The following is a 14,092-nucleotide window of genomic DNA, read 5'->3' as shown; positions in this document are numbered from 1 at the left end:
CTAGTTGAAAGGATTATAAAACGGATTTTATCCAATCTTCCGCAGATGCGAGCGCCTCTTCCAATTTTTCAGGCTGCTTTCCGCCGGCCTGCGCCATGTCCGGACGGCCTCCGCCTCCGCCTCCGCAGACTTCAGCCGCTTGTTTGACCATTTTGCCGGCGTGAAGGCCTTTTTCGATCAGGTCTTTCGTCACGCCTGCTGAAAGGTTGACTTTCTCATTTTGCACGGCGCCGAGAATGATGACCGCAGAACCGAGCTTCGCTTTCAGATCATCCACCATAGTGCGAAGGTGGTTCATGTCTTTCGCATTTACTTTTTCAGCCAGCACTTTTACGCCGCCGATGTCTTTTACTTTAGACAGAATGGCTCCGGCTTCCACATTGCCGAGTTTGCTGAGCAATGATTCATTTTCTCTTTGCGCTTCCTTCAGCTCCGCTTGAAGAGACTGAATTCGCTTCGGTACGTCTTTTACGTTTGATTTCAGCTCGTCCGCAGCGTGCTGCAGAAGGCTGAGCTGGCTGTTCATTTCCTGATAAGCGCCTTTTCCTGTTACGGCTTCGATTCTTCGCGTACCTGCGCCGATCCCTGATTCGGATACGATTTTAAACAGGCCGATTTCAGCCGTATTCGTGACATGGCATCCGCCGCAAAGCTCAAGGCTGTAATCTCCGACTTGTACGACGCGGACGATATCGCCGTATTTCTCGCCGAACAGGGCCATCGCGCCCATTTCTTTTGCTTCATTGATCGGTTTCAAATCAATCGCTACCGGAATGCTCGCCCAGATTTTTTCGTTGACGATTCCTTCAATGCGTTCAAGTTCTTCTTTCGTCACTTGACCGAAATGAGAGAAGTCAAAACGCAGACGGTTTTCGGTAACGAGTGACCCCGCTTGGTTGACATGTGTGCCGAGAACGTCTTTCAGCGCCTGGTGCAGAAGGTGGGTAGCCGTATGGTTTTTCACCACGCCGCTTCTCATTTGATCTTCCACTTCAGCCGTCACGCTTGCGCCTTTTTGAATCGTGCCGCTATCCACCGTGCCTTCGTGTACATGCTGACCGTTCGGAGCTTTTTTCACGTCTTTAATGGTTACGACAGCCTGCTCGCTTCTCAGCACTCCTCTGTCACCGATCTGTCCGCCGCTTTCAGCATAGAAAGGCGTTTTGTCAAGAAGGATTTGGACGGTATCCCCTTCATGCGCCTCGCTGATTAATTGCCCGTCGTGAAGAAGCTCGATCACCTTCGCTTCAGCTTTTACGGCACTGTAGCCGACAAATGTGCTTTCTGCGGTAATGTCGCGCAATGCGCCGCCCTGAACCTGCATGCTTCCTACATCTTGGCGCGCATTTCTCGCCCGTTCACGCTGTTTTTCCATTTCGGCTTCAAAGCCTCTATGGTCAACTTTCATTTGCTCATCTTCCGCGTATTCCTCCGTTAATTCAACCGGGAATCCGTACGTATCGTACAGTTTGAATACGTCTTTTCCGGAGATGATGCCGCTGCCTTTTTCCTTCTCTTTCTTTATCACGTCGGATAAAATGGCCAGACCTTCGTTTAATGTTTCATGGAAGCGCTCTTCCTCCGTTTTGATGACTTTGGCGATAAACTCTTGCTTTTCTTTCACCTCCGGATAGAAAGCGTCCATAATTCCTGCAACAGTCGGTACCAGCTCGTACATAAACGGACGGCTGATACCGATGGTTTTCGCGTATCGCACAGCCCGGCGCAAGAGGCGTCTCAGTACATACCCGCGCCCTTCATTTGACGGCAGAGCTCCGTCGCTTACCGCAAATGCGACCGTTCTGATATGATCGGCAATCACTTTAAAAGCCGTATCCTTCGCTGCGTCCTTTCCGTAAACATCTCCGGAAATGCGCTCTGTCGCTTCAATAATCGGCATAAACAAATCAGTGTCAAAGTTTGTCGGGACGTCCTGAATCACGGAGACCATCCGTTCAAGCCCCATGCCCGTATCAATGTTTTTCTTCGGAAGCGGTGTGTACGTGCCGTCCGGGTTGTGGTTGAACTCTGAGAATACCAGGTTCCACACTTCAAGATAGCGGTCATTTTCGCCGCCCGGATACAATTCAGAATCTGACGGGTCATTGCCGTATTTCTCGCCGCGGTCATAGAAAATTTCCGTATTCGGTCCGCTCGGGCCTTCGCCGATATCCCAGAAGTTCCCTTCCAGACGGATGATTCTTTCTTCCGGAACGCCGATTTTTTCCGCCCATAGCGTATAAGCTTCTTCATCCTCAGGGTGAACCGTTACAGACAGCAGCTCCGGATCAAAGCCGATCCACTTTTCGCTCGTTAAAAACTCCCATGCCCACGTGATGGCTTCTTCTTTAAAATAATCACCGATGGAAAAGTTTCCGAGCATCTCAAAGAACGTGTGGTGGCGCGCCGTTTTCCCCACATTTTCAATATCATTTGTGCGGATTGATTTTTGCGCGTTTACAATTCTCGGATTCTCCGGCACAACGCGGCCGTCAAAGTATTTTTTCAGCGTCGCAACGCCGCTGTTGATCCATAATAAAGACGGATCTTCATGCGGAACCAATGAGGCGCTCGGTTCAACGGCATGGCCTTTTTCTTTAAAGAAATCTAAAAACATTTGACGCACTTCAGCAGAAGTTAAGTGTTTCATCTATATTCCTCCTTATCACTACCCGAAATTCTCTTTTGCGACAGCAAAAAAGCTCTCTCCCTATGCAAACCATGCGTTCACACAGGGACGAGAGCTGTCTCGCGGTACCACCCTGATTACAGGCCGAAAAAGGCCTGTCACCTTTCATCCCGTAACGCAGGACTGCGGCAGCCTTTAACTGCACTCAGGATTAGCTTCGGCCGATCTTCTGCTGAAGCTCCTTTCAGCGTATCGGAGCTTCTCTCTTAAACAGGGCTTCGGCGTACTCATATCCGTCACTCGAGATTCGTATGTATTCTACTCGAAATTATAGACAAGCAGAACCCGAATGTCAATGTTCCGTCCTGATCCGCAAAAAGTGAATGGCCGTCACTTTTAAAACGGCTGCCGCCGGAACAGCGAGAATCATGCCGGGGATGCCCGCGAGCTCTCCTCCGGCAAGGAGCGCCAGCATGATCACGACGGGGTGCATTCTGAGACTGCGCCCGACAATAAGCGGGCTCAAAATGTTTCCTTCTATAAATTGCAGAATAAAAATCGTGACGATTACGATGATCACAGCTTTAGCAGAAATCGCCAGCGAAAGGAGCAGCGCCGGTACAGCGCCGATAAACGGACCGAAATACGGGATGACATTCGTAATCCCGATGGCAAGGCCCAAAATCAGCGGGTAAGGAAGCCCGAACAGCCAAAATGAAACGCCGGCTATTAACCCGAGCAAAAAACAAACGAGAAGCTGACCGCGGATGTAATCACCGAGAGAGTCGTCCACATCCCGCAGAAATTCACTCCCCCTTTTTCTCCAGGACTTCGGCGTCAAATACCAGACTGTCTTTTTCATGACGTCTATATCCTTCACCATATAGAACACGAGAAAAGGAATCGTCGCCGCGATCAGGATATAATCAAGCACGAAACGGATGCTTCTGATCGTGCTTTCAATCGTGCCGGCAAGAAACGTTTCTGTCTGCTGAATCATTTTGTCCATCCGATGGTGCATGCCGTCAGGCCAATGATCCGTGTGATTATGCAGATGCGTCAGCATGCTGTTGTAGTTTTTGGCAAGACCGGGAATGCTCTCAGACAGATCCTGCAGCTGTTCAATTAAAACAGGAACCCCTTTATAAACCCCCCAGCCGATTCCGCCGAAAAACAGGCAATAAATCAGAAGCAGGCTTAAAGTTCTAGGCATCCCTTTTCTATGAAGCCATTCAGTAATCGGAAGTAAAAGATAAGCAATAAATACTGCGATGAATATAGGAATAAAGAGAGATTTTATAACAAGCCAAATGGGAGACCATAACATATCGAGCATGCAAAAGACATACACTGTTAACAAAACGAGCAGACATACAGCCGTCCACATTAAGAGCTGCAGCGGTTTTTGAAGCATGACGTTTCACCTCTTGCTTTATCTTTTGACAGAAAGCCGGAATTATTCCCGTTTCATAAACTCCGCCTTATGACGCAGACCTCTTGACGGAAATAATTATCAGAAATTACGAAATAATCTAAATAATATTCATAAAAATCTGTATAACCATCGTAATGTGTTAAAGGATTTCAAAAACTGTCCAGTCAATATGACTCATGTTTTTTTAAGGAGGATGGCCATGATTTCATTTCAGGATGTAAATAAGCACTACGGACATTTCCACGTGCTGAAAAACATTAATCTGCACATTAAAAAAGGGGAAGTCGTCGTTATCATCGGACCTTCAGGATCGGGAAAAAGCACGCTTCTCCGCTGCATTAATCAGCTGGAAACAGTTGATGGAGGCGCCTTAACGGTAAACGGCGTCTCCATCCAAGACAAGAAAACGGATATAAATAAAGTCCGCCGCAATATCGGCATGGTGTTCCAGCATTTTCATCTGTACCCGCACAAAACCGTTCTGCAAAACATTATGCTCGCACCGATCAAAGTGCTTAAGCAATCAAAAGAAGAAGCAAAAGAAACGGCCTTATACTATTTGAAAAAAGTCGGTATACCGGAAAAAGCGGACGCTTATCCTTCACAGCTTTCCGGCGGCCAGCAGCAGCGTGTCGCCATCGCCAGGGGGCTTGCGATGAAGCCCGAAATTATGCTGTTTGATGAACCCACATCCGCGCTTGATCCGGAAATGATCGGGGAAGTGCTGGATGTCATGAAAACACTCGCAAAAGAAGGCATGACCATGGCAGTCGTCACACATGAAATGGGATTCGCAAAAGAAGTGGCGGACCGCATCGTGTTTATCGACGGCGGAGCCATCTTAGAAGAAGCTGCACCGGCTGAATTTTACGAAAGCCCCCGTGAAGAGAGGGCGCGTTTATTCTTAAGCCGTATTTTAAATCACTGAAAAGAAACGGAGGAGCGCTTATGTCACGCGTAACAAAATGGTTGTCATTCGGATTGATATCACTGCTGGCCGTCTTTATGCTGGCAGCCTGCGGAGGGAAAGATACGTCCGGGGATTCAAAGGGAACGGGAAAAGACACGTTAGCCTCTATTAAAGACAGAGACAAAATCATCTTCGGCGTCAAAACCGACACGAGGTTATTCGGACTGAAAAACCCAAGCTCCGGAGATATTGAAGGCTTCGATATCGATATCTCAAAACAGCTCGCAAAAGATATTCTGGGGGATGAGAAGAAAGCGGAATTTAAAGAAGTGACGTCAAAAACGAGAATTCCGATGCTGCAAAACGGCGATATCGACGCCATCACCGCCACGATGACGATAACGGATGAGCGGAAAAAAGAAGTTGATTTCTCAGATGTTTATTTTGAAGCCGGGCAATCCCTGCTCGTCAAAAAAGGAAGCAGCATCAAAAGCACCGAAGACCTGGGAAAAGGCTCAAAAGTATTGGCGGTAAAAGGCTCTACTTCCTCACAAAACATCAGAGAAAAAGCGCCTGACGCCTCAGTGCTGGAATTTGAAAATTACGCCGAAGCATTCACTGCGCTAAAAGCGGGACAGGGAGATGCGCTCACAACCGATAATGCGATTTTATACGGCATGGCGGATGAAAATAAACAATATCAGCTGACAGGCGAAACCTTCACCGATGAACCTTACGGAATCGCCGTCAAAAAAGGCCAATCCGGACTTATCAAGGAAATCAACGCCTCTTTGAAAAAAATGAAAGCCGACGGCAGGTACGAAAAAATCTATAAAAAATGGATTAAAGAAGAACCGGCAAAATAGAAAGGACCGCGGGATGAGCAGGCATGCTCATCCCCGTTTTATAAGGAGTGACATAGATGAACTTTTCAATCTTAACGGAAAACTTCGATATGTATATGGACGGTTTCCTGCACACATTGCTTGCGAGCTTCATCGCGCTGGCAGGCAGCTTTGCGCTGGGCGTTCTGATCGCAGTCATGAGAATCACGGCTTTCAAACCCCTTCAATGGATCGGCACTGCGTATGTGGAATTTATCCGCAACATCCCGCTTCTCCTCATCACATTCGTTTTTTATTTCGGACTTCCGAACGCCGGGCTGAGACTGGACGGCTTTCAGGCGGGAACGATTGCGCTGACGATATACACGTCGGCCTTTATCGCAGAAGCCATCAGAGCCGGAATTCAGACTGTCTCCAAAGGGCAGATGGAAGCGGCCAGATCGTCAGGCTTCACCTACAGTCAGGCGATGAGATACGTCATTCTTCCTCAGGCCGTAAAAATCGTGATTCCCCCGCTCGGAAACCAATTTCTCAACCTTGTCAAAAACTCGTCAATACTCGGAGTGGTGGCGGGACTCGATTTGATGTATCAGGCGGATCTCGTTTCCTCAAGTACTCTTGTCGTGTTTGATGTCTATATTTTCGTCGCGCTTTTTTATTTGATAGTAACGATCCCGCTCAGCATCGGGGTTCACTATTTGGAAAGACGTCTCGGAAAGAGTTATTAGAGAAGGAGAGTGAAAAACATGGATTTTAGCGGCGCCTATACACCTGACCATCTGCTGTTTTTATGGGACGGCTTTTTGGTCACACTTTATGTTGCGCTGATCTCCATTGTCCTGAGTTTTATTTTCGGGCTTGCCGCCGGCACTTTGCGCTATGCGAAAATTCCTATCGTCTCGGGCATTATAGCGGCCATTGTGGAAACCATCCGCAACCTGCCGCTGTTATTAATCATTTTCTTTACGTTTTTTGCCCTTCCGGAAATCGGGATCAAACTGGAAATTACCGCGGCCGCCATCACGGCGCTGACGATTTTTGAATCGGCCATGCTGTCAGAAATCATCAGAAGCGGTTTGCAATCCGTTGACAAAGGACAGATTGAAGCGGCGCGTTCTTCAGGACTGACATACACGCAGACTCTTTTTCTCGTCGTCATGCCGCAGGCGCTCAGGCGTATGGTTCCTCCGATTGTGAGCCAGTTTATTTCTTTATTAAAGGATACGTCACTTGCGGTCGTCATCGCTCTGCCCGAACTGATTCATAACGCGCAGATTTTAAACGGACAAAGCGCTGACGGAGGGTATTTTTTCCCGATCTTTCTGCTGGCGGCCCTGATGTATTTCGCGGTCAATTACAGCCTGTCTCTTGCAGCCAGACGGCTGGAAGAGAGACAAACGTAAAAAGGATACTTCCGGAGAAGTATCCTTTTTTCTGCTTAAAACATTTTCATGACTCGTCTTCTCATCCGTTTCATACCTTTTTTATTCAGCATATCGGACTGAGAAGCCATACGATACATAACGGCTCCAGCTCCTAAAGCCAACAGAGAGGTCATTGTTCTGCCCATCGCGCGTATCTCCTTTCAACTTTAAAAATTGATACTGCGTTCGTCTTCAGAAAACAAATCATCAAGACTGCTTAACGTGCCGTCTTCCTCTACTTGATGTGTCGCAATTTTGCCTTTGGCCACCGTCAGCTCAATGAAGCAGCCCCAGCAATAGTATTGGTTTACGCCGATTTTGCCGATATCTTTACTTTTGCAGTTCGGACATACAAGCACAGACTACACCTCTTATCCGTTCAGGACGATGCCTTCTTTCCCCGCTTCAATAAGCGTATCGGCGGCGCGGCGCACTTGGCGTCTGCCAGCCAGATCTGAAAAGAAGCCGTCCGAGAGTTCATATGCTACGATTATGCCCCTGTCCAAACAAAAGTATACATCTTCCAGCAAACCGAACATTTCACCATCGGGCGATTTCACCGGCTGCATTTTAATCTGTTCAAAGGTGAAACAGCTCTTCGGCAAAGGCTGCAAATGAGCATGACCGGCAGCTACGGCTTCTTGTTCCATCTCTTTTATATCACTTGCCTCTAAAAAAAGATGGCGGTTGTGAAACAGGCGTTTCTGCTCCAGCACGAAACCGAGAAGCCGGCCGTCCAGAGAGAAACATACATCCGATATCATCCCGAGACTGCGCCCGGTGTTTTCGTCATATACTGTTTGTCCTTCAGCTGCATGGCATGTTCTCAAAGTGTGATCAACCACCTTTTGTTGAACACGTATAGGTTTTGCCAAGAAGCCGGGCAGCATACTTTGAAATGACTTCCACAGGCGAAAACCCGGCGCATGTTTATGCTCCGGGTTTTATTTACGCTTTTTCTTCCATAAAGTCAAACGGCGTGATGCCTTCCATTCCGATGTTCGCATCATATACACTGAACGGCAGCTCTTTTTGCAGGGCGGCCAGTTCTGCATCCATCTCTTCAGTCTGCTCTGTGAGCCTGTTTTTAAGCGACGTCTGTCTGACGGTGGCATCATTGTTTTTGACGCCCCATTCAAGCGCTTCTTCTTCTCCGCAAAGAATCAGAAATTTTTTCGCTCTTGTTATGGCGGTATAAAGCAGATTTCTCCTGAGCATTCGATAGTAGCCTTTGACGACAGGCAGGACGACAATCGGGAATTCGCTTCCCTGCGACTTATGAATGGAACAGCAGTAAGCGTGGGTAAACTGGCTGAAATCCTTTTTCGTAAAGGTGATTTCGTTGCCGTCAAACGAGACGACGACCATGTCTTCTTTTTCCGTATTTTCTTTGGCATAAAAAATGGACACGATTTCGCCGATATCGCCGTTAAACACATTGTTTTCCGGCTGGTTGACAAGCTGTAATATTTTATCGCCCGTCCTGTAGACGACATCACCGAATTTCAGCTCCCGCCTTTTTTCTTTCGGCGGATTCATGATGTCTTGAAGAAGCATATTCAGCTCGTTAATTCCCGCTTTTCCCCTGTACATCGGGGCGAGCACTTGAATATCCCTGGAGGTATACCCCTTTTTTAACGCGTTCGAGACGACCTGATCCACGACTTCTTTCATCTGTGAAGAATTACAGCGGATAAATGAGCGGTCCTTGGTCGGCGCGGTCAGCCCCTTTGGAAGCAGTCCTTTTTTCATATCATGCGCAAGTTCCACAATGGATGATCCTTCAGCCTGACGGTAAATATCTGTCAGACGCACGGTCGGCAGCACCTCAGAAGCCAAAAGGTCTCTGAGCACCTGCCCCGGTCCTACTGAAGGAAGCTGGTCTTCATCACCGACGACAATGAGCTGAATGTGCTTAGGAAGCGCCTTAAACAAATGGCTGGCGAGCCAGATATCGAGCATACTCGCTTCGTCTATAATGATCAGTTTCCCTTCAATCGGCTGATCTTCATTGTAGGTAAAGCCTTCAGCGCCATTCCAGCCGAGCAGCCTGTGAATCGTAACAGCCGGCAGCCCCGTAGATTCGCTCATCCGTTTTGCGGCTCTTCCCGTCGGTGCGGCAAGCAGCACCGGGAACGTCTCGTCTTTTTTATAATCACCGGGGTCAAGCGATACTCCGTGCAGTTCACTGTATAATTCTACGATTCCTTTAATAACGGTCGTTTTCCCCGTCCCGGGTCCTCCGGTCAATAAAAGCATCGGTGAAGACAGCGCTTTTTGAATGGCATCCTTTTGGCTTGGTGCGTATTGAACATTCATCCGTTCTTCCAGTTCACCGAGTGCAAGCAGAAATTCCGATTCAGGAAATTGATCGGCATACTCCGTCTGAGCCGCAATGTCGAGCACGCGTTTTGCGACATTTTGTTCGGCGTAAAACAAGGACGGAAAATAGCAGCGCTCTCCTTCTATGACGATATCCTTACTCTCCCCGAGGGCGATGATGCCGTCAGCCGCATCCATCTCCGTGACGCGGCCGCCTTCAGCTGACTGATTCAGGAGCGTTTGCGTATTGATAATCAGCTGCTTTGTCTCTATGTACGTATGGCCTTCTGAAAGACAGGTCGATTCAATCGTATATAAGATTGCCGCTTTGATCCGCTCCGGGTGGTTTCCTGACAGACCCATTTTTCCGCCCAGCTCGTCAGCTTTCACAAAGCCGATGCCTTCAACGTCTTTTACAAGCTGATAAGGATTTTCCTGAATTTTCTCCAGGGTTTCCGTTTCGTAGGCCTGATATATTTTCATTGATAGCTGGGGCCCGAAACCGTATTGGTTCAGAGAGATCATAATCTGCTCAAGCCCCTGATGCCGCTGCAGCTCTCCGGCAAGCTTATCCGCTTTCTTTTTCGACATTTTCGGCACATCGTAAAGCACCGACGCATCCGTCAGAATTTTATTGAGCGCGCCGTCTCCGAGCTTTTTGACGATTTCTTCCGCCGTTTTTTTTCCGATTCCTTCAAACAGATCACTTGATAAATAGTGAATGATCCCTTCTTTTGTGGTCGGAATTTCTTTTTTAAAGTGTTCAGCCTGAAATTGCAGGCCGAACTTAGGATGCGTGGCGGTTTTTCCGTAAAATGTGTAGGTCTCATCTTCTTGCAGCAGAGGGAAGTAGCCCGTTACGGATACGACCTTGTCTTCGATCGCCTCAGACGTTTCTGCAACTTTGACTTTCAGCACTGTATACAGGTTGGTGTCATTATGATAAATGACCGTATGAATGACGCCTTTTACATACGGCTGTTCTTCGATGTTCAGCTGATCCACGAGCCTTCCCTCCTTTTGTTATGACTGGGTGATAAGCTGTTTCGCATGAAGCGCAAGCATATGATCAGGCTGTATGCCGATTGCGCCTTCGAGCATCTCAAGCGCCTTTTCACGATTTTCTTTGTACGCGTAAGCGACCCCGGCATTATAAAATGCGTCCGCGTGGCTTGGGTCCTGCTCGATCACCGTCTCAAACTGCGCCAGAGCTTCATCCAGCATTTCTTCATTTGCGAGACACATTCCGAACTGGAAGCGTGCTTCCGTGTCATTTTCGTTTAATTCAACGGCACGCTGCAAATACGGCAGTGCAAGCTTCGGCCGCTCTAATTTAACGAGAACGGTCCCCAGCATATAAAACAAATCTCCGTTTTCCATTCCGGAGCGAAGCGCTTTTTCAAACATATCCTTCGCTTCGGAAAACGATTCTTTCATCACGTATACGTTTCCCGCACCGTAATAAGCGGCTGCCGCCGAATTGTCCAATTCGAGCGCTCTGTTATAGAATGCAAGCGCCCGTTCGAGTTCGTTCACAGAAGAAAGCAGATTTGCGAAGTTGATATACGGCACCGGATCTTGGCCGTTTTCCTCAATCGCTTTCGTAAAAGCCTCTGCTGCTTTTTCAAAATCGCCCTCCTGCATGGCGTCAATCCCGATTTTATTATAATCCATTTTTAACTTCCTTTCGCTAAAAAACCCCAACATGCGAGTTGAGGTTTTTTACATGTGTTATACGTACCACAGTTTTGTTCCGTCTTTATAAACGTCATCTATCGTTCCGCCGCCGAGGCACTCTTCTCCGTCATAAAAAACGACGGCTTGTCCCGGCGTAACGGCGCGTACCTGCCCGTCAAAAATGACTTCCGCTTCATCATCACCCGTCATTTTCACCGTTACTTTGTGATCTTCCTGACGGTAGCGGAATTTCGCCGTGCATGTCATTTCGCCGCCGTCCATCAGACCGGGACGCGTCCAGCTGACATTTGTCGCCGTGATCTTATCGGAATACAGAAGCGGATTATGGAATCCTTGATCAACATACAGAATGTTTTTTTCAAGATCTTTACCGACGGCGAACCACGGCTCGCCGCTTCCGCCGATTCCAAGACCGTGGCGCTGTCCGATTGTATAATACATCAGACCGTCATGACGCCCTTTTACTTCTCCGTCCATTGTCATCATATCGCCCGGCTGAGCAGGGAGATATTGGCTGAGAAACGTTTTGAAGTTGCGTTCGCCGATAAAGCAGATTCCCGTGCTGTCTTTTTTCGCAGCTGTCGCAAGTTCCGCTTCTTTGGCGATTTCCCGCACGCGGCTTTTTTGCAGATCACCGATCGGGAACATGACTTTGCTGAGCTGTTCCTGATTGAGCTGATTCAGAAAATAAGTCTGGTCCTTGTTTTCATCCAGACCGCGGAGCATGCGCACTGTACCTGCGCTTCTGTCTACACGGGCGTAATGGCCCGTCGCAAGATAATCCGCGCCGAGTGACAGAGCATGATCCAAGAAAGCCTTAAACTTAATTTCTTTATTGCACATGACATCCGGATTGGGGGTTCTTCCGGCTTTATATTCATCAAGGAAATATTGAAATACCTTTTCCCAATATTGCTTCTCAAAGTTGACGGCATAATACGGAATTCCGATCTGGTTGCAGACCCGGATGACGTCTTCATAATCTTCCGTCGCCGTGCAAAAACCGTTTTCGTCCGTATCATCCCAGTTTTTCATAAAGATTCCGATTACATCGTAGCCCTGCTCCTTCAGCAGAAGGGCCGCCACGGAAGAGTCCACGCCGCCGGACATGCCGACTACGACTCTTGTATCCTCCGGCCGTTTTTCCATTTGCATTCACTCCATTAAAAACGTAAGTCCGCCGTTTTAAGCAAGCCGTTTAACGACGGCGGCAAGCTTTTCGGCGGCTGTTTCGATTTGTTCCGCCGTATTGCCGAGGCCGAAGCTGAGGCGGATTGACGAAGTCAGCCTGCCGCTCTCATTTCCGAACATGGCCGTAAGCACATGGGACGGAAGAACGGATCCTGCCGTACAAGCAGATCCGCTGGAGACGGCAATGCCTTCCATGTCAAGATTGACCAGCAGCGCTTCCACCGGCACACCGGGAAAGTAAAGGTTTAAAATATGAGGCAGGCATTTCTCGGCATCTCCGTTCACCTCCGCTGTAACGCCGGATTTTTCCAGCGTGCTCATGATGATGTTCTTAAACTCCTTATACTTCGCTGTTTTCTCTTCCCTCTCACGGTTTGAAAGGACGACCGCTTCTTTTAAGCCGGCGATGCCCGGTACATTTTCCGTCCCCGCGCGGCGCTTTCGTTCCTGCTCTCCCCCGAGAAGAATCGGTGACAGCTTCACCTCTTGATTTACATATAAAAAGCCTGTCCCTTTAGGCCCGTTAAGCTTGTGACCGGAAACAGACAGCATGTCAATTCTGCTTTTTTTCACGTCAATCGGCATATAACCGAATGCCTGGACGGCATCTGTGTGAAAATAGGCCTGATGCCCGCTTAACAGCTCTCCGATTTCGTCAATCGGCTGAATGGTTCCGACTTCGTTATTGCCATACATGACGGTAACAAGGATTGTATCATCACGGAGCGCTTCTTTCACCTGATTTGCACTGATCCGTCCTGAAGGGCCGGGGATGAGGTATGTCACCTCAAAGCCGTCTTCTTCCAGCTTTTCGCAGGCGTGCAATACAGCATGATGCTCAACAGCGGTCGTAATGATATGCTTTCCTTCATTCTTCCGGGCGGCAGCCGTTCCGAAAATCGCTAAATTATCAGCCTCCGTGCCGCCGCTTGTGAAAATAATTTCCTGTTCTTTCGCACTGATTTCGCGCGCAATGTCCGCTCTCGCTTCATCGACCCATTTCCGGGATTCTCTCCCGAATGAATGAATGCTTGACGGGTTGCCGAAACTGCCGAAGAAATGGGGCTTCATTTCTTCGAGCACACGCTCATCCATCGGGGAAGTCGCGGCATGATCTAAATAAATCCGTTCCATTGTCTGTACACCTCTGGTTTAAATATAGAACATATAAGCTTCCTGCTCGCCGTCCGTGTAGCTCGCAAGGTCTTCTAACGTCGTGCTGTCCAGCACGTCTTTTACAGCGTCGCGGATGCGGATCCATAACTCCCGCTTGGCAGGCTCTTCATCCTCAAGCACTTCTACCGGGCTGATCGGCCCTTCCAGCACTCTGATAATGTCTCCGGCCGTTATCTCTTCAGGCTGGCCCCCGAGCACGTAACCCCCGTAAGCGCCTCTGATGCTTTTTACGAGTCCCGCGTTTCTGAGCGGTGATACAAGCTGTTCCAAGTAATGCTCAGAAAGGCTGTTTGTTTGGGCGATGCTTTTGAGCGACGTCGGACCGTCTCCGTGCTTTTTCGCCAATTCAATCATAATGGTGAGCCCGTATCTTCCCTTTGTCGATATTTTCAATATGAACACCCCAGTCAATTCTAATTGTTAATTTATACAAGTAAATGGATATGAATAATCTGTTTAGTA

Annotated in this window: 14 protein-coding genes and 1 other annotated feature; of the genes, 4 read left to right on the top strand and 10 right to left on the bottom strand. The window is 48.4% G+C overall.

The features are described from left to right. Positions 1-13 precede the first annotated feature (13 nt). Both alaS and K3G25_RS05160 read right to left on the bottom strand, forming a co-directional pair. A complete protein-coding gene (gene alaS / locus K3G25_RS05165; protein WP_232489614.1) occupies positions 14-2,650 on the bottom strand; it encodes an alanine--tRNA ligase in 2,637 nt (878 codons plus the stop codon). 80 nt (positions 2,651-2,730) lie between these two features. Next, positions 2,731-2,938, bottom strand: a binding site (T-box leader). Between the two features lie 43 nt (positions 2,939-2,981). Further along, on the bottom strand, positions 2,982-4,043 hold the full coding sequence (locus tag K3G25_RS05160) for an AI-2E family transporter (protein ID WP_021494373.1): 1,062 nt from the start codon (positions 4,041-4,043) through the stop codon (positions 2,982-2,984). Between the two features lie 220 nt (positions 4,044-4,263). On the opposite strand from K3G25_RS05160, the gene K3G25_RS05155 reads away from it, so the two are divergent. Genes K3G25_RS05155 through K3G25_RS05140 form a run of 4 tightly spaced genes read left to right on the top strand, consistent with a single transcriptional unit; the run spans position 4,264 to position 7,222 of the window. Continuing rightward, entirely contained in the window at positions 4,264-4,992 is a 729-nt protein-coding gene (locus K3G25_RS05155; protein WP_061862425.1) for an amino acid ABC transporter ATP-binding protein, read from the top strand. A 20-nt stretch (positions 4,993-5,012) separates the two neighbouring features. Then, positions 5,013-5,840: a transporter substrate-binding domain-containing protein gene (locus K3G25_RS05150; protein WP_021494374.1), complete on the top strand. Its 828-nt coding sequence runs from the start codon at positions 5,013-5,015 to the stop codon at positions 5,838-5,840. A 56-nt stretch (positions 5,841-5,896) separates the two neighbouring features. Next, complete coding sequence (locus tag K3G25_RS05145; protein ID WP_007408207.1) at positions 5,897-6,547, top strand: amino acid ABC transporter permease; 651 nt, start codon at positions 5,897-5,899, stop codon at positions 6,545-6,547. A gap of 18 nt (positions 6,548-6,565) precedes the next feature. Continuing rightward, on the top strand, positions 6,566-7,222 hold the full coding sequence (locus K3G25_RS05140) for an amino acid ABC transporter permease (RefSeq protein ID WP_021494375.1): 657 nt from the start codon (positions 6,566-6,568) through the stop codon (positions 7,220-7,222). A gap of 35 nt (positions 7,223-7,257) precedes the next feature. Here the strand turns inward: K3G25_RS05140 and K3G25_RS05135 are convergent, their stop codons facing one another. The 8 genes from K3G25_RS05135 to cymR all read right to left on the bottom strand — a co-directional run bounded on the left by K3G25_RS05135 (position 7,258) and on the right by cymR (position 14,023). Further along, entirely contained in the window at positions 7,258-7,389 is a 132-nt protein-coding gene (locus K3G25_RS05135; protein ID WP_003152741.1) for a YrzQ family protein, read from the bottom strand. A 21-nt stretch (positions 7,390-7,410) separates the two neighbouring features. Continuing rightward, entirely contained in the window at positions 7,411-7,602 is a 192-nt protein-coding gene (locus tag K3G25_RS05130; protein WP_003152738.1) for a hypothetical protein, read from the bottom strand. 12 nt (positions 7,603-7,614) lie between these two features. Further along, positions 7,615-8,073, bottom strand: coding sequence for a PRC-barrel domain-containing protein (locus K3G25_RS05125; RefSeq protein ID WP_021494376.1), 459 nt, complete (start codon positions 8,071-8,073; stop codon positions 7,615-7,617). A 118-nt stretch (positions 8,074-8,191) separates the two neighbouring features. Beyond that, positions 8,192-10,570, bottom strand: coding sequence for an SF1B family DNA helicase RecD2 (locus K3G25_RS05120; RefSeq protein WP_014418522.1), 2,379 nt, complete (start codon positions 10,568-10,570; stop codon positions 8,192-8,194). 18 nt (positions 10,571-10,588) lie between these two features. After that, a complete protein-coding gene (locus K3G25_RS05115) occupies positions 10,589-11,209 on the bottom strand; it encodes a tetratricopeptide repeat protein (RefSeq protein ID WP_088461189.1) in 621 nt (206 codons plus the stop codon). 87 nt (positions 11,210-11,296) lie between these two features. Beyond that, positions 11,297-12,412 (bottom strand): tRNA 2-thiouridine(34) synthase MnmA, encoded by a 1,116-nt coding sequence (mnmA, locus tag K3G25_RS05110; RefSeq protein ID WP_012118077.1) that lies wholly within the window; start codon positions 12,410-12,412, stop codon positions 11,297-11,299. A gap of 36 nt (positions 12,413-12,448) precedes the next feature. Continuing rightward, positions 12,449-13,588 carry a cysteine desulfurase family protein gene (locus K3G25_RS05105; RefSeq protein ID WP_061862428.1) on the bottom strand — a complete coding sequence of 380 codons (1,140 nt, stop codon included), beginning with the start codon at positions 13,586-13,588 and terminating at the stop codon, positions 12,449-12,451. Positions 13,589-13,606: 18 nt separating this feature from the next. Further along, positions 13,607-14,023, bottom strand: a complete 417-nt coding sequence (cymR, locus tag K3G25_RS05100; RefSeq protein ID WP_003152730.1) for a cysteine metabolism transcriptional regulator CymR — start codon at positions 14,021-14,023, stop codon at positions 13,607-13,609. Positions 14,024-14,092 lie beyond the last annotated feature (69 nt).

The organism is Bacillus sp. FCW2 (assembly GCF_021228595.1).
Taxonomy (GTDB): Bacteria; Bacillota; Bacilli; order Bacillales; family Bacillaceae; genus Bacillus; species Bacillus velezensis.
Note: the sequence above shows the minus strand (reverse complement) of the source record. Positions and strands in the feature narration are given on the sequence as shown.

Excerpts from the sequence above, each read along its gene's own strand:
- K3G25_RS05135 (WP_003152741.1), bottom strand. The coding sequence starts at position 7,389 with ATGGGCAGAACAATGACCTCTCTGTTGGCTTTAGGAGCTGGAGCCGTT.
- K3G25_RS05150 (WP_021494374.1), top strand. The coding sequence starts at position 5,013 with ATGTCACGCGTAACAAAATGGTTGTCATTCGGATTGATATCACTGCTG.
- K3G25_RS05160 (WP_021494373.1), bottom strand. The coding sequence starts at position 4,043 with ATGCTTCAAAAACCGCTGCAGCTCTTAATGTGGACGGCTGTATGTCTG.
- alaS (WP_232489614.1), bottom strand. The coding sequence starts at position 2,650 with ATGAAACACTTAACTTCTGCTGAAGTGCGTCAAATGTTTTTAGATTTC.
- mnmA (WP_012118077.1), bottom strand. The coding sequence starts at position 12,412 with ATGGAAAAACGGCCGGAGGATACAAGAGTCGTAGTCGGCATGTCCGGC.
- K3G25_RS05105 (WP_061862428.1), bottom strand. The coding sequence starts at position 13,588 with ATGGAACGGATTTATTTAGATCATGCCGCGACTTCCCCGATGGATGAG.
- K3G25_RS05145 (WP_007408207.1), top strand. The coding sequence starts at position 5,897 with ATGAACTTTTCAATCTTAACGGAAAACTTCGATATGTATATGGACGGT.
- K3G25_RS05115 (WP_088461189.1), bottom strand. The coding sequence starts at position 11,209 with ATGCAGGAGGGCGATTTTGAAAAAGCAGCAGAGGCTTTTACGAAAGCG.
- K3G25_RS05155 (WP_061862425.1), top strand. The coding sequence starts at position 4,264 with ATGATTTCATTTCAGGATGTAAATAAGCACTACGGACATTTCCACGTG.
- K3G25_RS05140 (WP_021494375.1), top strand. The coding sequence starts at position 6,566 with ATGGATTTTAGCGGCGCCTATACACCTGACCATCTGCTGTTTTTATGG.